The organism is Limnohabitans sp. INBF003, from assembly GCF_055396645.1.
This window is the reverse complement of record NZ_AP029222.1, coordinates 3,105,180-3,123,478: the sequence shown is the minus strand read 5'-3', so window position 1 is coordinate 3,123,478 and position 18,299 is coordinate 3,105,180. Positions and strand designations below refer to the sequence as shown.

The 18,299-nt window shown below is 62.1% G+C and carries 14 protein-coding genes and 1 riboswitch; of the genes, 10 read left to right on the top strand and 4 right to left on the bottom strand.

Annotated features, from left to right (window positions below; genetic code table 11):
* Nucleotides 1-4 precede the first annotated feature (4 nt).
* Nucleotides 5-274, top strand: coding sequence for a DUF3297 family protein (locus ACZ5VE_RS14605; protein ID WP_464455839.1), 270 nt, complete (start codon nucleotides 5-7; stop codon nucleotides 272-274).
* Nucleotides 275-279: 5 nt separating this feature from the next.
* Here the strand turns inward: ACZ5VE_RS14605 and ACZ5VE_RS14600 are convergent, their stop codons facing one another.
* Both ACZ5VE_RS14600 and ACZ5VE_RS14595 read right to left on the bottom strand, forming a co-directional pair.
* A complete protein-coding gene (locus ACZ5VE_RS14600; protein ID WP_464455838.1) occupies nucleotides 280-2,394 on the bottom strand; it encodes an aconitase family protein in 2,115 nt (704 codons plus the stop codon).
* A 10-nt stretch (nucleotides 2,395-2,404) separates the two neighbouring features.
* The gene (locus tag ACZ5VE_RS14595) at nucleotides 2,405-3,310 is read right to left on the bottom strand and encodes a LysR family transcriptional regulator (RefSeq protein ID WP_464455837.1); all 906 of its coding nucleotides are present in this window, start codon (nucleotides 3,308-3,310) and stop codon (nucleotides 2,405-2,407) included.
* Between the two features lie 101 nt (nucleotides 3,311-3,411).
* Between ACZ5VE_RS14595 and ACZ5VE_RS14590 the strand changes: the two genes are divergently transcribed.
* From ACZ5VE_RS14590 to hppD, 4 genes are all read left to right on the top strand, one after another.
* A complete protein-coding gene (locus ACZ5VE_RS14590; RefSeq protein WP_464455836.1) occupies nucleotides 3,412-4,356 on the top strand; it encodes a hydroxymethylglutaryl-CoA lyase in 945 nt (314 codons plus the stop codon).
* Nucleotides 4,353-5,552: a CaiB/BaiF CoA transferase family protein gene (locus tag ACZ5VE_RS14585; protein ID WP_464455835.1), complete on the top strand. Its 1,200-nt coding sequence runs from the start codon at nucleotides 4,353-4,355 to the stop codon at nucleotides 5,550-5,552. The genes ACZ5VE_RS14590 and ACZ5VE_RS14585 overlap by 4 nt, the downstream gene beginning before the upstream one ends.
* 57 nt (nucleotides 5,553-5,609) lie before the next feature.
* On the top strand, nucleotides 5,610-6,590 hold the full coding sequence (locus ACZ5VE_RS14580; protein WP_464455834.1) for a Bug family tripartite tricarboxylate transporter substrate binding protein: 981 nt from the start codon (nucleotides 5,610-5,612) through the stop codon (nucleotides 6,588-6,590).
* 220 nt (nucleotides 6,591-6,810) lie between these two features.
* The gene (hppD, locus tag ACZ5VE_RS14575; RefSeq protein ID WP_464455833.1) at nucleotides 6,811-7,893 is read left to right on the top strand and encodes a 4-hydroxyphenylpyruvate dioxygenase; all 1,083 of its coding nucleotides are present in this window, start codon (nucleotides 6,811-6,813) and stop codon (nucleotides 7,891-7,893) included.
* Between the two features lie 106 nt (nucleotides 7,894-7,999).
* Here the strand turns inward: hppD and recQ are convergent, their stop codons facing one another.
* Nucleotides 8,000-9,892 (bottom strand): DNA helicase RecQ, encoded by a 1,893-nt coding sequence (gene recQ, locus ACZ5VE_RS14570; protein WP_464455832.1) that lies wholly within the window; start codon nucleotides 9,890-9,892, stop codon nucleotides 8,000-8,002.
* A 408-nt stretch (nucleotides 9,893-10,300) separates the two neighbouring features.
* Here recQ and queC point away from each other — a divergent pair, with 408 nt between their 5' ends.
* Together queC and ACZ5VE_RS14560 are read left to right on the top strand one after the other, a co-directional pair.
* Nucleotides 10,301-11,020, top strand: coding sequence for a 7-cyano-7-deazaguanine synthase QueC (gene queC, locus ACZ5VE_RS14565; protein WP_464455831.1), 720 nt, complete (start codon nucleotides 10,301-10,303; stop codon nucleotides 11,018-11,020).
* A gap of 48 nt (nucleotides 11,021-11,068) precedes the next feature.
* Nucleotides 11,069-12,115 (top strand): homocysteine S-methyltransferase family protein, encoded by a 1,047-nt coding sequence (locus tag ACZ5VE_RS14560; protein WP_464455830.1) that lies wholly within the window; start codon nucleotides 11,069-11,071, stop codon nucleotides 12,113-12,115.
* Nucleotides 12,116-12,236: 121 nt separating this feature from the next.
* Here the strand turns inward: ACZ5VE_RS14560 and ACZ5VE_RS14555 are convergent, their stop codons facing one another.
* A complete protein-coding gene (locus ACZ5VE_RS14555; RefSeq protein ID WP_464455829.1) occupies nucleotides 12,237-12,983 on the bottom strand; it encodes a tyrosine-protein phosphatase in 747 nt (248 codons plus the stop codon).
* A 115-nt stretch (nucleotides 12,984-13,098) separates the two neighbouring features.
* Nucleotides 13,099-13,198, top strand: a riboswitch (S-adenosyl-L-homocysteine riboswitch).
* 55 nt (nucleotides 13,199-13,253) lie between these two features.
* Between ACZ5VE_RS14555 and metH the strand changes: the two genes are divergently transcribed.
* Genes metH through ACZ5VE_RS14540 form a run of 3 tightly spaced genes read left to right on the top strand, consistent with a single transcriptional unit; the run spans nucleotide 13,254 to nucleotide 18,271 of the window.
* On the top strand, nucleotides 13,254-15,965 hold the full coding sequence (metH, locus tag ACZ5VE_RS14550) for a methionine synthase (protein ID WP_464455828.1): 2,712 nt from the start codon (nucleotides 13,254-13,256) through the stop codon (nucleotides 15,963-15,965).
* A gap of 5 nt (nucleotides 15,966-15,970) precedes the next feature.
* Nucleotides 15,971-17,041, top strand: a complete 1,071-nt coding sequence (locus ACZ5VE_RS14545) for a DUF6352 family protein (protein WP_464455827.1) — start codon at nucleotides 15,971-15,973, stop codon at nucleotides 17,039-17,041.
* Nucleotides 17,042-17,044: 3 nt separating this feature from the next.
* Complete coding sequence (locus tag ACZ5VE_RS14540) at nucleotides 17,045-18,271, top strand: ABC transporter substrate-binding protein (protein WP_464455826.1); 1,227 nt, start codon at nucleotides 17,045-17,047, stop codon at nucleotides 18,269-18,271.
* Nucleotides 18,272-18,299: the final 28 nt, after the last annotated feature.

The window sequence follows — 18,299 nt, the reverse complement described above, 5'->3', positions numbered from 1 at the left end:
CACCATGACCGAAGCCCATAACCCCGCCACTTCTGCTGCTGCTCGCCCCGAATTGCCCGATCACCTGTCCATCGACGCCCGCAGCCCACACCATGTGCGCGCTGTGTTTGAGCACGACATCGGCATCCGCTTCAATGGCAAGGACCGCAACGATGTCGAGGAATACTGCATCAGCGAAGGCTGGGTCAAAGTTCCGGCAGGCAAAACGTTGGACCGCAAAGGCCAACCCCTGATGATCAAGCTCAAGGGCAAAGTCGAGGCGTTTTACCGCTGAGCCATTCAGCCTGCGGCCACGCCTCGCTGCAAATCCTCAAATGACAGCAGTTCTCCTGCCAGCGCGCTCGCCATCACGGTGGGCGGGCTGGCCAGCCAGACTTGGCCAGGCCCTGAGCGGCCCGGAAAATTGCGGTTGATGGCGCTCACCGTGACCTGCGCCGCATCGGTCGACGAGCCCGGTCCACAGTTGGCGCAGGCCCCGCACGAGGGCTGCAAAATGCGCACGCCCATGGCCGCAAAAGTCTTGTCGTAGCCTTTGTCGATGCAGTAGTCCCGCACGGCTGTGGTGCCGTATTGCAATAACACCTGCACGCCCTCGGCCACTTGCAGGCCGTGCGCCAGCCCCCATGCCAGCACGGTGTGGTAATGGTCAAAGTCCTCGCGTTTGCCAGCGGTGCAAGAGCCGCCATAGGCGATGTCGATGCGCACGCGCTCTTGCAAGTCACTCAAGGCCAGACCCTGACCCGGGTCGCCTGGGCGGGCCACCATGGGGCTCAAGGTGTTGAGATCAATGGCCATGCGGTGCACAAAGTGTGCAGCGGCGTCGCTGTGCATCCAGTCCTCAACGCGGAAGTCCACGCCCCTGCGTTCTTTCAAGAAGCGCACGGTTTCAAAGTCTGGGGCCACGATGCCGGTCAGCCCGCCCAACTCGGCGCACATGTTGGTCAGCGTGGCGCGCTCGTCGGTGCTCAGGTGGGCGATGCCGGGGCCTGTGAATTCAAACACCTTACCCACACCTCGGCCTTCGCGGATGAATGGCAATGCCAGCAAGTGCAGCATCAGGTCTTTGGCGGTCACGCCTGCGGGCAGTTGGCCTTGCAGCTTGACCTGCACGCATTCGGGCAGCGTCACGCGCACCGCACCGGTCACAAAGGCGTTGGCCATGTCTGTGGTGCCCACGCCAAAGGCCACGCAGCCCAAGGCCCCGCTGTGCGGCGTGTGCGAATCGGTGCCCACCACCACTTGGCCGGGCAGGGCGTAGTGCTCGGCCACCATGGCGTGCGAGATGCCGGCCACGTTGCTGCCGTCGTCCTGCAGCACCTCGGCGTCGGTCAGGGTGCGGTGCATGCGCAGGCCGTGGCGCGCCGCAAAGTCGCGTTGCGCCTGGCTCATGGCGTGCATGTTGGCGATCAACCCGCCGCGCACATGGGCCGGGCTTTCGTCGACGTAAGAGGTGTGGTCTTCAAACACCACGATTTGTTCGGGGCGTTGCAGTGTGAAGTGATTACTCAATGCACCGCGCAGCAAGGTGTCGGCCATGCCGGTGTAGTACTCGTGGATGAAGCGCCAGTCGGCCCGCACGAACAGGCCGTCACCGGCTTGCGGTAGTTCGGGCGTGTGCGGCGCGGGCAGGCGGTGGCGTTGCAGGATTTTTTCAAACAGGGTTTGGGGGGCCGCATTCGCGAGCAGGGGCTCGCTCCCACAGAGAGCGGCGGCTTCGGCATGCCCAGTGTGTGTGGCGGTTTCTGTGTGGGAGGTCGCCCCCGCGGCCGAATGGGTGTTGTGGCTCAGGCGAACATTCGTGAGCGAGGTTTCACTCCCACTCAAAAAGCGTTGCCCCCAAAGCAGCAGACCCCCAGCCGACAAGATCGAGGCCGCCAGCGGCTCGCGTCCCTGCAGCAGATCAGCCAGCGTAATGGCTTCGCCGCGTTCGATGCGGTCCAGCAAACCGAAATCGGTCGAGGTGAACAGACCGATGTTGTCGGCGTTCTGGCGGTAGATGCGCTCAAAACTTTCTGCGATCACCAGCTGCACGCCCGCGAGCTTTTCGGCAGTAGGGCTGTGTTCGCGTGACGAGCCCTTGCCGTAGCGGCGGCCTGCCACCAGCACGGCAAAGCCTGCCTGGCGCAGCGCCCGCCGCGCGATCGGGTTCACACCTTCGCAGCGCAGCCCGGTGTGTGCAAAATCGCCCAGCGTGTCGTCGTAATGGCTGAGGATGTGCACCGGCGTGATCTCGTCGGTCGAGACATCGTCACGCAGTGCCCCGGCTTGTTCCCGTGTGAGGGTCTCGCCCGCCAGTTGACGGCCGATCAGCGCGGCCTCTTGGCACAGGTACAAGAGCTTGAGCGGTGATTTCAAGGCCTCGGGCAACAGGGTTTGCAATGCAGGATCGGTCATGGTCAACAGTTCAGTGGTCGGGGTGTGCGGCAGACAAATAGTTCAGCAGCAGCTGTGCCGCCGGGCTCAGCACGTCTTCACCCCGGTGACACAAGATGAAGCGCCGCTCAGACCAGTTTTCTTGCAGCGGCAAGATCTCCAGCCCATAGGCTTCTGCATAGAGCGTGGTCACCTCGCGGGGCACCAGCGCAATCGCCAGCCCCGCCCGCACCACGCGCAGCGCGGCTTCAAAGTTGGTGACGATCACGCGGTGCTGCAGCCGCTTGCCCAGCACACTGGCTTCGCGTTGCAGCATCACCTCGACCGCCGAGTTGACCGGCATGATCACATGCTCGAAGTCGAGCGTGTCGGCGTAACGCACCGCCTGGAGCGCGCACAGTGGGTGGCCCCGGGGCACGGCCACGCTCAGGTGGTCGTGGCGGTAGGTGCGCGTGTGCAGCAGGCCGGTTTCGGCGGCATCCCAGCAAATGCCAATCGACGCCACGCCTTCGCGGATGCCGCGTACCACCTCGGGACTGATGCGTTCTTCGAGGTCGATCTGGATGTTCTGGTGCTCCGGCATCTTCAGGAACCCGGCGATCTCGTCGGCCAGCGACTCGGCCATGACCGAGGCCGTGGCCAGCAAATTCACCCGCCCCTGGATGCCCGCCGCGTGGCTGGCCATGTCGCGCTCGATGCGGCTGGCGCTCAGCAGCATGCTGCGGGCGTGTTCCAGCAGGGTTTCGCCAGCGGGGGTGGGCACCACGCCGTGCTTGCGCCGGGTCAGCAGGCTGGCCCCCACGGTGGCTTCGAGCTGGGCCAGCCGTTTGCTCACGGCCGAGGCGACCATGTTGGCTTTTTCGGCGGCACGGCTCATGTTGCCCGTGTCGCAGACGGTCACGAACAGGCGCAGCGAAGTCAGGTCAAGGTCACGCATCAAGTTATTCCATGTCGGAACAAATAGGCTTCCAAAATTGAATTGTATGATCGATTGGAAACATTAAACTCGCAGCCAGTACAGAGACAAGGACATTTGGCATGAACGCATTTCATTGGCCCCAGCGCGTGACGGTCCGCGAAGTGGGCTTGCGCGACGGCTTGCAGAGCATCGCCCGCACGCTGCCCACCGCGCAAAAACTGCAATGGATTCAGGGCGCTTACGACGCGGGCATCCGCGAGATCGAGGTCGGCTCTTTCGTGCCGCCCAAATTGCTGCCCCAGCTGGCCGACACGGCCGAACTGGTGGCCTTTGCCAAAACCCTGCCAGGTCTGGTGGTCTCGGTGCTGGTGCCCAATCTCAAAGGGGCCGAGCGCGCCATGGACAGCGGGGCTGACTGGATGCTGCTGCCCCTGTCGGCCAGCCATGCGCACAGCCTGGCCAATCTGCGCAAGACGCCCGACGAGGTGCTGGCCGAGATCGCCGCCATGGTGGAAGCGCGCCGCGCACGCGGCTCGAACATCCGCATCGAAGTGGGCATGAGCACCGCGCTGGGCTGCACCATCCAAGGCCGGGTCGAGGTCGAGGAAGTGCTGCGCTTACTCAAAGCCGTGCTGGCCTTGGGGGTGGATCGTGTCGGTATTGCCGACACCGTGGGCTACGCCGACCCGCGACAGGTGGGCGAGTTGTTTGCCCGGGCCCGCGAAGTGGCGGGTGACAGGCTGGCCTGCGGGCACTTTCATGACACACGCGGTTTGGGCATGGCCAATGTGATGGCCGCGCTGCAAGCGGGTGAGACCCGTTTTGACGCGTGCTTGGCTGGCATTGGCGGTTGCCCGCACGCCCCGGGGGCCAGCGGCAATGTGGCGACCGAAGACCTGGCGTATCTGTTTGCCAGCATGGGCATCGACACCGGCATCGATTTCGGTAAGCTCATGGCTTTGCGTGCCCAAGTGGCGCAGTGGCTCGCAGGCGAATGCCTGCATGGTTCGATCGCGCAGGCGGGTTTGCCCAAGACCCTGCGCACCCCAGAAGTGATGGCATGAACAATTCCGACAAGAAACTCCCGCTCGAAGGCCTGCGCGTCGTCGAGTTCACCCACATGGTCATGGGCCCCACCTGCGGCATGGTGCTGGCCGACATGGGTGCCGAAGTCATCAAGGTCGAGCCCATCGAGGGCGACCGCACGCGGCATTTGCTGGGTTCGGGCGCGGGCTTTTTCCCGATGTTCAACCGCAACAAGAAGAGCATCCAACTCAACCTGCAAAGCCCCGAAGGGGCCGAGATGGCGCGCCGCCTGTGCGCCACCGCCGATGTGGTGGCCGAGAACTTCAAGCCCGGCTCCATGGCCAAGTACGGACTCGACTACGCCAGCCTGTCGGCCAGCAACCCGAAGATCATCTACGCCAGCCTCAAGGGCTTTTTGCCCGGTCCTTATGACCACCGCACGGCGCTCGATGAAGTGGTGCAGATGATGGGCGGCCTCGCTTACATGACGGGCCGCCCCGGCGACCCGCTGCGCGCAGGCACCAGCGTGAACGACATCATGGGCGGCATGTTCGGCGCCATCGGCGTGTTGGGCGCGCTGATCCAGCGCGGCATCACTGGGCGCGGGCAAGAGATCCAGTCGGCCCTGTTTGAGAACAACGTGTTCCTGGTCGGCCAGCACATGCTGCAATACGCCATCACCGGTCAGGCCGCCGAGCCCATGCCCAACCGCATCTCGGCCTGGGCGGTGTATGACGTGTTCACCGTCAAAAACAACGAGCAGATTTTCCTGGCCGCTGTGAGCGATGCGCAGTGGGCCACCTTCTGCGATGTGTTGGGCTTTGCCGACTTGAAGGCCGATGCGCGTTACTTTGACAACAACGCCCGCGTCTCGCTGCGCGCCGAGTTGCTGCCCGAACTGCGCCGCCGCCTGGAAGCCTTCACCGCCGCCGAATTGACCGCCATTTTTGAAAAAGCAGGCCTGCCCTTTGCGCCCATCGTCAAGCCCGAAGAACTGTTTGACGACCCGCACCTGAATGCGACCGGCGGCTTGGCCGATGTGCGCCTGACCGATGGCCCCAAGGCCGGGCAGACCGCCCGCGCTGCGCTGTTCCCCTTCACCATGGACGGCCAGCGCTTGGGCGTGCGCCACCAGCCGCCCCAGCAAGGCGAAAACACCGACGAACTGTTGCAGGGCCTGGGCCTGAGCGCGGCAGAGATTGATCGTTTGCGCACGCTCAAGGCCGTGGCCTGAGCCAACGCAGCGTCATGTTGTAAATTACCCATCCATCTGAAAAGAAAGAGACACACCATGAAACAAAACATCACACGCCGCACCGCTTTGGCCGCTTTGACATCTGTTGCCGCTGTGGCTTTGCCGGGCATGTCGTTCGCACAAGCCGATCGCCCCATCAAGTTCATCTTGCCCAACGCCACGGGCTCGGGCGTGGACGCCATCACGCGTGCCGCAGCACCCGCCTTGGGCAAAGCCTTGGGCACCAGCGTGGTGGTCGAAAACCAGTCGGGGGCCAGCGGCGTGATCGGTTTGCAGGCCTTGGCCAAAAACCCGCCCGATGGCTTCACCCTGTCGGTGGTGTCCAACAACGTGGTGATCTTCCCCAGCGTGATCAAGAACTTGCCGTTCGACATGCCCGGTGACTTCACGCCCATTGCCGTGGTGGGCAGCACCCCCATGGTGCTGGTGGTTAACCCGCAAAAAGTGGCCGCCACCAACAGCCGTGAATTCATTGCCGCGCTCAAGGCCAAGCCCGATGGCTACAACTTTGGCTCCGGCGGCACCGGCACCATCTTGCATTTGGCCGGTGAAATGTTCATCGACGAAGCCGGTGTCAAAGCCCGCCACATCCCTTACAAAGGCGTGGGCCCCATGGTGACCGATTTGTTGGGCGGCCAGATTGACTTTGGCGTGGTGGCCTTGCCCAGCGTGGCGCAGCACATCAAGTCGGGCGCCTTGCGTGCCATTGGCATGTGTGCCGACAAGCGCACGCCGGCAGTGCCCGATATTCCTACCTTTGTTGAGCAAGGCCTCACGGGCTACAACATGGAAGCTTGGTTCGCGGTGATCGGCCCCAAAGGCATGGCCGCGGCCCAAGTCAAAAAAGTGCACGATGCCGTGGTGACCGCTTTCAACGATGCGACGGTGAAAGAAACCATGGCCAAGCAAGGCAACACCATCAGCGTCAGCAGCACCGAACAGGCCCAAAAAGCCTTCCGCAGCGAATTGGCCCGCTACGCCGCACTCGTCAAAAAAACCGGCATCGAGCCGCAATAAGGCTTGCGGTCGTCGCTTGACAGCACAGGCACAAGCGACGACCATCACAGCCCATGTCCATCCAGGTTTTGATTTTTGGCATCCACCTCGCGCGCAGCACGCGGGGCAAGCCCTGCGCACCGCCGCAGGCTTTTTAAACACCCCCCCTTTCGTTTGACCGATTTCAATTCGGGCCCCGCTGCACCCTGCAGTGCGGCCCCGTTCACTGCTGGAGATTTTCATGACCGATCTGTTTGACAACCCCATGGGCCTGTGCGGCTTCGAGTTCGTCGAGTTTGCTTCCCCCATCGCCAACACCCTGGAGCCCCTGTTTGAAAAAATGGGCTTCACGCTGGTGGCCAAGCACCGCTCCAAAGACGTGGTGCTCTACCGCCAGGGCGACATCAATTTCATCGTCAACCGCGAGCCTAAAAGCCTGGCCGGTTATTTTGCCGCCGAGCATGGTCCGTGCGCCTGCGCGCTGGCCTTTCGGGTGAAGGACTCGCACAAGGCCTACGAACGTGCGCTGGAGATGGGCGCGCAACCGGTCGAGATCCCTACCGGTCCGATGGAGCTGCGCTTGCCCGCGATCAAGGGCATTGGCGGTGCGCCTTTGTATTTGATTGACCGTTTTGAAGACGGCAAAAGCATCTACGACATCGACTTTGAATTCATTGAGGGCGTGGACCGCCACCCACCCGGCCACGGCTTCAAGCTCATCGACCACCTGACGCACAACGTCTACAAGGGCCGCATGACTTTTTGGAGCCAGTTCTACGAAAAGATCTTCAACTTCCGCGAGATCCGTTACTTCGACATCAAAGGCACTCACACGGGCCTGACCAGCCGCGCCATGACCGCACCCGACGGCATGATCCGCATCCCGCTCAACGAAGAGTCGGGCAAGACCGGTGGCCAGATCGAAGAATTTTTGATGCAGTTCAACGGCGAAGGCATCCAGCACATCGCGCTGTTGACCGATGACATTTTGAAGAGTGTGGACGCGCTGCAAATGGCAGGCATCCCGCTCATGACCGCGCCCAACGACATCTATTACGAGATGCTCGAAGAGCGCCTCAAGGGCCACGGCGAGCCCGTGCCCGAGTTGCAGGCACGTGGCATTTTGATGGACGGCTCCACCGGCAACGGTGAGAAGCGCCTGCTGCTGCAAATCTTCAGCCAGACATTGCTGGGCCCGGTGTTCTTCGAGTTCATTCAGCGCAAGGCCGACGAAGGCTTTGGCGAAGGCAACTTCAAGGCGCTGTTCGAGAGCTTGGAACGCGACCAGATCCGGCGCGGGGCGATTCAGGTAGACGCCACCTGAGTTGTCGTTCTGCTGAAAAATTCTAGGAGGCCGCCTCTGCGGCCGAATGGTGGTGGTCCATCACCGTTCATTCGCGAGCAGGGGCTCGCTCCCACAAGTTAAGGGGTTAACTGCCGTTGCACACTTTCAGCACCTGCGCGCCATAGGCTTCGAGCTTCTTCACGCCCAGTCCGCTGATGCCTTGCAAATCGCTCAGGCTTTGTGGCGCAGCTTCGGCAATGGCGGCCAAGGTGGCGTCATGGAAAATCACGTACGCCGGCAGGTTGTGCTCTTTGGCCACTTCAGCGCGCCAGGCCTTGAGGTTGATGTAGCGCACCATCGCGTCTTGCCCCAGGTTGGCTGCGGCAGGTGATGTGGCGCTGCGCGTGCGGCTGCGTTTGTCGCTGCGTTGGCTGGTGGATTCACGCAGTTGCACTGGCACATCGCCTTTGAGCACGGCGCGTGAGGCCTCGGTCAGGTGCAGGGTGCTGAAACCGTCTTCGGTGTGCACATGCAGTGCGCCAATTGCGATCAATTGGCGCATCACGGCGCGCAGTTGCTGTTCGCTGTACTCGGCCCCCAGGCCAAAGGTGCTGATGCTTTCATGGCCGCGCTGCACCACCTTGTCGGTTTTCTTGCCGCGCACGATGTCCATGGTGTGGCCCGCGCCAAAGTTGTGGCCGCTGCTCTGCTGCGTTCGGTAAACGGTGGACAGCAGCTTGCGTGCGGCGTCGGTGCCGTCCCACACCTCGGGCGGGTTCAGGCAGTTGTCGCAGTTCCCGCAATACGGCATGTACACGCCCTGGGCACTGTCAGCTTGGCGGGCGGATGGGTTCTTGTAACTCTCGCCAAAATAGCTCAGCAATCGCACACGGCGGCAGTCGGTGGCCTCGGCCAGGCCCAGCAGCGCATCGAGCTTGCCGCGCATGACCTGCTTGAATTCTTCGCCTGCCGGGCTCTCATCGATCATGCGGCGCTGGTTGACCACGTCTTGCAGGCCATAGGCCATCCACGCGTCAGACGCCAGGCTGTCGCGCCCGGCGCGGCCGGTCTCCTGGTAATAGCCTTCGATGTTCTTGGGCATGTCCAGGTGCGCCACAAAGCGCACATCGGGCTTGTCGATGCCCATGCCAAAGGCCACGGTGGCGACCATCACCACGCCGTCTTCGCGCAGGAATTCGTTTTGGTGGCGCTGGCGCATGCCTGCGTCCAGACCGGCGTGGTAGGGCAGCGCATGAATGCCGGATTCGACCAGCATCGCCGCGATCTCTTCGACCCGCTTGCGCGACTGGCAATAGACCACGCCCGCTTCTTCGGGGTGCTCGCGCTCGATGAAGCGCAGCAGCTGGGTGCTGGCGTCTTTTTTCTCGACGATGGTGTACCGGATGTTGGGGCGGTCAAAGCTGCTGATGAACAGCTCGGCACTTTCCAGCTGCAAGCGCTCGATGATGTCGGCACGAGTCAGCGCATCTGCCGTGGCCGTGAGCGCCACACGGGGCACGCTGGGGTAGCGTTCGTGCAGCACCGTCAGGCCCCGGTACTCGGGCCGGAAGTCGTGGCCCCACTGGCTCACGCAATGGGCTTCGTCAATCGCAAACAGGCTGAGTAGCCCGCGTTCGAGCAGCGAATCCATCTGCGCCAGAAAGCGGCCATTGGTCACGCGCTCGGGTGCGGCATACAGCAGCGTGATTTCGCCGCGCAGCAAGCGCCGCTCGATGTCTGCCGCTTCTTCGCCGGTCAGGGTGGAGTTGAGGAAGGCGGCACTCACGCCCGCCTCGTGCAGCGCACCGACCTGGTCGTGCATCAGCGCGATCAGCGGTGACACCACCACCGTGATGCCTTGGCCCGCACGCTGGCGCGCAATGGCCGGAATCTGGTAGCACAGCGATTTGCCCCCGCCTGTGGGCATGAGCACCAGCGCATCGCCTCCGGCCGCCACATGGTCAATGATGGCTTGCTGCGGGCCGCGAAAGGCGTCGTAGCCAAAAACTTCGCGCAGGATGGGGAGGTGGGGGGACACGTGGGGTTTGACAGCTTTTGAAGGCTTGATTGTCCGCTATTGATGGGGCGGGTTTTATGTGTGGTGCTTGAGTTTTTGCGGGTGTGGTGTGGGTGGGTGAGGGCGGGCACAGGGTTCCTCATGAGGCGGGGGTACGCCAAAATCGTCACCCTGTGCCCGCCCTCACCCACCCACACAAGACCATGGGCTGCGCAGCCAGCAACACCAAGGCCAGCGTTCATCGCCAATAAGGACGGCTGTCAGTGCCAGCAAGACTGACGATCACCACCAGCGTTTGGAAGGGGTCGGCGGCGGGCGACGATTTTGGCGTACCCTCGCCTCATGAGGAGCCCGCCGCCGACCCCTTCCAAACGCGCCCCCCGAACGCGGACAGATCCCCATAGACCCATGCGTTTACCATCGCACCCCATGCACACCTCCGCCCTCGTCCTGTTTTCCGGTGGTCAGGACTCCACCACCTGCCTGGCCCATGCCTTGACCCGCTACGAGCGGGTTGAAACCTTGGCGTTTGACTATGGCCAGCGCCACAAGGTGGAGCTGCACGCCCGCTTGAACGTGCTGGCCGCCGTCAAGGCGCGCTTTCCGCAATGGGCCCCGAAGATGGGCGAAGACCACCTGCTGGATGCGGGCATCCTGGGCCAAATCAGCGAAACCTCGTTGACCCGCGACACGGCGATTGAAATGGAAAGCTCGGGCTTGCCCAACACCTTTGTGCCGGGGCGCAACCTGTTGTTCCTCACGCTGGCTGCCGCTTTGGCTTATCGCCGGGGACTGCAGGTCATCGTCACGGGTGTGTGTGAGACCGATTTTTCGGGCTATCCCGACTGCCGCGACGACACTATGAAGGCCATGCAGGTGGCCCTGTCGCTGGGCATGGACCGCAAGCTGTTGATTGAAACCCCGCTCATGTGGATCGACAAGGCCCAGACCTGGCAACTGGCGCACGAGCTGGGCCAAAAGGCCGATGCCCATGATGGCGGGCAGGCGCTGGTGGACTTGATCGTGGAGCACAGCCACACCTGTTACCTGGGCGAGCGCACCCAGCGGCATGATTGGGGTTATGGCTGCGGCCAGTGCCCGGCGTGCCAGCTCAGGGCCTCGGGCTTTGCGCGTTACCAAAAACCTTGACCCTCCCCTGTAGGTCGGCAGCTTCAGCCCCTTTTTACAATACACCCCATGAAACCCTTGAATTACACCCGCGCCCAGGCGCTGCCCGAGATCCTGAAACACCGCATCGCCATCCTCGACGGGGCCATGGGCACCATGATCCAGCGCTTCAAGCTGACCGAGGCCGATTACCGGGGTGAGCGCTTCAAGGACTTCCCCAAGGACGTCAAGGGCAACAACGAGCTGCTGAGCCTGACGCGCCCCGACGTGATCCGTGACATCCATGAAGGCTACCTGGCCGCCGGGGCCGACATGATCGAGACCAACACCTTTGGCGCGACCACGGTGGCCCAGGCCGACTACGACATGCAGCACCTGGCCCGCGAGATGAACCTGCAATCGGCCAAACTGGCCCGCGCCGCCTGCGACAAATTCTCCACCCCCGACAAGCCCCGTTTTGTGGTCGGCGCACTCGGCCCCACACCCAAGACCGCCAGCATCAGCCCCGACGTGAACGACGCCGGTGCCCGCAACGTGACCTTTGAAGAGCTGCGCGCCGCCTATTACGAGCAGGTCGAAGCCCTGGTCGAGGGCGGCTCGGACGTGCTGCTGGTCGAAACGATTTTTGACACGCTGAATGCCAAGGCCGCGCTGTTTGCCATTGAAGAATTTTTTGAAGCCAGCGGCCAGCGTCTGCCCCTCATCATCAGCGGCACCGTGACCGATGCGTCAGGCCGCATCCTGAGCGGCCAGACCGTGACCGCGTTCTGGCACAGCGTGCGCCACGCGCACCCATTGGCCATCGGCCTCAACTGCGCGCTGGGGGCCACGCTGATGCGCCCCTACATTCAGGAACTCAACAAGGTCGCGGGCGATACCTTCATCAGCTGCTACCCCAACGCCGGTCTGCCCAACCCCATGAGCGACACCGGCTTTGACGAAACCCCCGAAGTGACCAGCCGTCTGCTGCACGAGTTTGCCGCTGAAGGCCTGGTCAACATCGTGGGCGGCTGCTGCGGCACCACGCCCGACCACATCGGTGCCATCAGCAAAGCGGTAGGCCCGCTGGCACCGCGCAACGTGCATGGCGGGTTCTTCTACAAAGAAGCGGCTTGATCAGGATCGATGAAGTCTGTACCTCACAAAAACTGATGTGTTCTGTAGGAGCCAGCCTGCTGGCGATAAAGCCGTTGACAGGCGACAAGCCATCGCTTGCAGGCAAGCTCCTACAAAAGAGTCAAGGTTCTAAAAGCGTCCGCTGCAACTCGGCCAGCTCTTGCGGGCTGAGTCCGATCGCCCCGTGCAAATAGTCGGCCATGCCCCCATGCTGCGCATCCACCGCTTCAAATGCCGCATGCAAAAACTCGGGCTGCACTTGCCACAGCACCTTCATCACATGCGGGTGACCTTGGCCTTCCAGTCGGGCATCGCGCTTGTACAGTTGGTTGGTCAGCAAATAGTCGTGCTCGATGGTGGCCCGGTCAACCCCCAGTGCTGACAACAGCAGCGCCGCCGCAAAGCCCGTACGGTCCTTGCCTGCGGTGCAGTGAAACACCTGGGGTGTTGGCTCTTCGAGCAAATGCTTCAGGAACCGCCCGTAAGTGCCTGCGTTGTTGTTCACAAAATCTCGGTAGGTCTCGCGCATCAGATCCACCGTTTCTTCGGTGGTCGGCACAATGCCTTGCGCCACCAGTGCCTGCATGCGGGCGATTACGGTGGGTTCAATCGTCAGCGCCACACGCTGCACGCCTGGGATGGCATAGGGCGTGGCCTTGCATTCGGCTTCGCCGCGAAAGTCCAGGCTGTGCCCGATGTCCAGCTGCTGAAAGCGCGTCAAGTCTTCAGAAGTCAGTCCTCCCAGATGGTCTGAGCGGAATACCTGGCCACGACGCACTTGGCGACCATCGGCATTGCGGTAGCCGCCGACATCGCGGAAGTTGGAGGCGCCTTGGAGGGGACTGAGTGAGGCAGATGTGAGGATCATGGGGTGTTCAATGATGGTGCACTGATATTGTGCAACTCAGACCGCTGAAAAGCTGTCATCTTGGTACAAGCGGGGCCTCAGCGGCTACTTTGAAGCCACCGGTTAAAATCACTACCTTCCCAAGGAGCGTTGCAGCCTGCCTCTACCCATGAGCTTGCAGGTCAGGCTTGGGGCCTTCAATTCCTGATTGTTTTGCACAACGACGCTCACCTGTAAGCCCAAGGTGAGCCTGTGTCTGTTGTCGCGTCCGAAATTCTGTCTGTTCCCCCCATGAAGTTGTCCGGTCTGGAGCCTGTCTCCATCGGCGAGGGATCGTTGTTTGTCAACGTGGGTGAGCGCACCAACGTGACCGGCTCCAAGGCCTTTGCCCGCATGATTTTGAACGGCGAGTACGAGCAGGCTTTGGCCGTGGCGCGTCAGCAGGTCGAAAACGGTGCACAGGTGATCGACGTGAACATGGACGAAGCCATGCTCGACAGCCAGGCGGCCATGGTGCGGTTTTTGAACCTGATGGCCGGTGAGCCCGATATCGCCCGCGTGCCGGTGATGGTGGATTCGAGCAAATGGACCGTGATCGAAGCGGGTCTGCGCTGCATCCAGGGTAAGGGCATTGTCAACTCGATCAGCATGAAAGAAGGTTTGGAAGAGTTCAAGCGCCAGGCCAAGTTGGTCAAGCGCTACGGCGCGGCTGCCGTGGTGATGGCGTTTGACGAAAAAGGCCAGGCCGACACCTACGAACGCAAGATCGAGATTTGCGAACGCGCTTACCGCGTGCTGGTGGACGAGGTGGATTTCCCGCCCGAAGACATCATTTTTGACCCGAACATTTTTGCGATTGCCACCGGCATCGAAGAGCACAACAACTACGCGGTGGACTTCATCAACGCCACGCGTTGGATCAAGCAGAACCTGCCGGGTGCCAAGGTGTCGGGCGGCGTGTCGAACGTGTCCTTCAGCTTCCGTGGCAACGACCCCGTGCGCGAGGCCATCCACACCGTGTTCCTGTACCACGCGATCCAAGCGGGCATGGACATGGGCATCGTGAATGCGGGCATGGTCGGTGTGTACGACGACCTGGAGCCCACGCTGCGCGAGCGCGTGGAAGACGTGGTGCTCAACCGCCGCCCCGATGCGGGCGAGCGCCTGGTGGAGATTGCCGACAGCGCCAAGGGCGCCGCTAAGGACGAGAGCACCAAGCTGGCCTGGCGCGGCACGCCCGATGCACCTGTGAGCGTGGCGCAGCGCCTCTCGCACGCGCTGGTGCACGGCATCACCGACTTCATCAACGAAGACACCGAAGCGGCTTACCGTGACGTGCTGGCCCAAGGCGGTCGCCCGCTGCATGTGATCGAAGGCCCGCTGATGGACGGCATGAACGTGGTCGGTGACCTGTTCGGCCAAGGCAAGATGTTTTTGCCGCAGGTGGTCAAGAGCGCCCGTGTGATGAAGCAGGCCGTGGCGCATTTGCTGCCCTACATCGAGGCTGAAAAACTCGCGCAAGAAGCGGCGGGCGAAGACGTGAAAGCCAAGGGCAAGATCGTGATCGCCACCGTCAAGGGCGATGTGCACGACATCGGCAAGAACATCGTCACCGTGGTTTTGCAGTGCAACAACTTTGAAGTGGTCAACATGGGCGTGATGGTGCCCTGCCACGAAATTTTGGCCAAGGCCAAGGAAGAAAACGCCGACATCATCGGTCTGTCGGGCCTGATCACGCCCAGCCTCGAAGAGATGCAGTACGTGGCCTCTGAGATGGAAAAAGACCCGTACTTCCGCGAACGCCAAATGCCGCTGTTGATTGGTGGTGCCACCTGCAGCCGTGTGCACACCGCCGTCAAAATCGCGCCCAACTACAGCGGCCCCGTGGTCTATGTGCCCGATGCCTCGCGCAGCGTGGGCGTGGCGCAGGGCTTGTTGTCCGAGCAAGCGGCCAAGTTCATCGCCGACTTGAATGCCGATTACGCCAAGGTGCGCGAACAACACGCCAACAAAAAACAAACACCCATGTGGACGCTGGCCCAGGCCCGCGCCAATAAGACGCCGATCGACTGGTCACAAGGTGTGCCCGCTGCGCCCAAGTTCATCGGTCGGCGCGTGTTCAAGAACTACGACCTGGCTGAGATTGCGCAATACATCGACTGGGGCCCGTTCTTCCAGACCTGGGACCTGGCCGGGCCTTTCCCCTCGATTCTTGACGACGAGGTGGTGGGCGAGCAGGCGCGCAAGGTCTATGCAGACGGCCAGGCCATGCTGCAAAAGATCATCGACGGCCGTTGGGTCACGGCCAACGCGGTGCTGGGCCTGTACCCCGCTAACACGGTGAATGACGACGACATCGCGCTCTATGCCGATGAGTCCCGCCAGCAAGTCGCCATGACTTGGCGTGGCCTGCGTCAGCAGACCGAAAAACACATGATCGACGGGGTCATTCGCCCCAGCCGTTGCTTGGCCGATTTCGTTGCACCTGCTGGCACCGTGCCTGACCACGTCGGTGTGTTTGCCGTGACGGCAGGCATCGGTGCCGACAAGCGTGCCGCCGCTTTTGAAGCCGCACACGACGACTACAGCGCCATCATGCTCAAGTCTCTGGCTGACCGCCTGGCCGAAGCCTTGGCCGAATGCCTGCACAAAAAAGTGCGCACCGACCTGTGGGGTTACGCCGCTGGCGAGGCGCTGAGCAATGAAGCGCTGATTGCCGAAAAGTACCAGGGCATCCGCCCCGCGCCGGGCTACCCTGCTTGCCCTGACCACAGCGCCAAAAAGCCGATGTTCGACTTGCTGCAATGCGAAGACATCGGCATGGGCCTGACCGAAAGCCTGGCCATGACGCCTGCGGCCAGCGTGAGCGGTTTCTACATCGCGCACCCCGAGGCGCAGTACTTCAACGTGGGCAAGGTGGGTGGCGATCAGGTGCAAGACCTCGCGCAGCGCAGCGGGGTTGAGGTGAAAGACTTGCAGCGCCTGTTGGCACCGAATCTGTAAACACCATGCACAACTTCTGGACGGCGTGCGGCCACCAACACCTGACGCGCAACGCGCGTGGCTGGATGTGTCCCACGCCAGACTATTGGCGCTTGTGGTTGCAGCGCCCGGAGTTGGCGCTGGTGCCCGAATCGTGCAAAGCCGAAGAGCGCCTGCACAAGGCCTTGCTGGACGCCCCTTTGATGCCGGTCGCACCTGCTGACCTGAAGGCTTTCAAGGACGACGATGCACGGGCCAACTACGAACTGTTCTTGCGTTTTCGCGATGACGTGGAAAACGCCGGCTCACTGGAGTCGGCCTACATCGGCTGGATGCGCAGTGGCCACATCCAGTTGCCGCCGCTGTTCATCGACCTGGTGGTGCAGGCCATCGTGTGCAATGTATTGGCCGATGAACCAGACGCCTGGGTCTGGCGCGCCGCCGAGTTGCTGTTTCGCCGCCAACGCATCACTGTGGAAAATGGTCGTGTCTTGTCGGGCGACAGCGACACGCTGGACGCCTTGAAGGCCACGGGCGGTTTGGGCGAAATGGGCCGCTTACTGATGGAAGGTGGTGCGCCGCTCAAAGCGGTCGATGTGAAAGTACTGCACAAAGACAACGCCGAGCGCTACTTTGCGCAACGCGAAGGTCTGGGCCGCTACGCCTTCTTGCTCGACATGACGCACGAGATTCAGAACGAATTGCCGCACGGCTTGATTTTGAGCATGGTCAATGCCCGATCAGGCCTCAAGGCCTTGTCGGTGGTGCTGACCCGCTGGGTGCAGCATTTTCTGGGTGTGTCGGTGCAGATCGATCCGGTGCAAAAAGTCGACGATCCGGCATGGCGCTGGCATGTGGGTCTGGATGCCACGGCCACAGCCTTGCTCAACGACCTGTATCAGGGTCAAGCGCTGGACGAAAAGCGTCAGCAACAACTCATCAGCCTGTTCAAGCTGCGCTTTGACCACCCGCAAGACATGCGTGCCGATGTGCAGGGCAAGCCGGTTTATTTGGGCCTGGCGATGAACGAGCAGGGTTTGCTCAAACTCAAGCCGCAAAACCTGTTGCTCAATTTGCCTTTGGCTGGCGAAGTCTGAATCATGAACCTGAAACCTTTTGTCTCGGCACCTTTGGCATTGAACCGTCGTCAAACCATGGGCGTATTGACCGCTGTGGCCATGCCGGGTTGGGCACAAGCCCAAACCAGCTGGTCCGACATCGAGCGTGCAGCCCGTGGGCAGACGGTTTACTTCAATGCCTGGGCGGGCAGCGAGCGCATCAACGCTTACCTGCAATGGGCGGCTGCCGAGTTGTTGCGTGATTACGGCGTGAAGCTGCAACACGTCAAGATCAGCGATGCCGGCGATGTGGTCAAGCGTGTACGGGCCGAAAAACAGGCAGGCCGCAAAGACAGCGAAGGCACGGTGGACCTGATCTGGATCAACGGTGAAAACTTCGCCGCCATGAAGCGCGATGGCTTGTTGTCGGCTTCGTTCGCCAAAACGCTGCCCAATTTCCAGTGGGTGGACACGGTGGGCAAGCCCACCACCTTGGTGGATTTTTCGGTGCCCACCGACGGGCTGGAATCGCCTTGGGGCATGGCCCAGCTCACGTTTTTTGCCGACCGTGTGCGTTTGCCCAAGCCACCGCAAAGCATGGCCGAGTTGCTGGCGCTGGCCCGCAGCCAGCCAGGGCGCATCACCTACCCGCGCCCGCCCGAATTTCATGGCACCACCTTCATCAAGCAAGCGCTGATCGAACACGCCCCTGATGTGAAAGCGTTGGCTCAAGCCGTGACACCTGCTGCGCTGGCGACGCAAGCCGCACCGCTGTGGCGCTTTCTGGATGCGCTGCACCCGCAGCTGTGGCGCGGCGGCAAGCAGTTCCCGCAAAATTCGACGGCGGTGCGCCAGATGATGGCCGATGGCGAGCTGGTGATGGCCCTCACTTTCAACCCCAACGAAGCGGCCAACGAGATCGCCGCCAAGCGCTTGCCCACCAGCGTGTACAGCTGGCAATTTGCCAAAGGCACGATTGGCAACACGCACTTTGTGGCCATCCCGTACAACGCGCCTGCCAAGGCCGCTGCGCAGGTGGTGGCCAACTTTTTGCTGTCGCCCGCCGCGCAAGCACGCAAGGCCGACATTGACGTGTGGGGCGACCCCACGGTGCTCGATGTGGCCCGCTTGCCAGCGGCTGAGCGCGCACGTTTTCAGTCGACCCCACGTGCCGGGCAACTGGCCCAAACCGCGCCTGCACTGCCTGAGCCTCATGCCTCGTGGGTGGACGCGCTCGAAAAAGAGTGGGTGCGCCGTTACGGCGTGTGAGATGCGCACCGTGTGTTTCCGCAGGTTG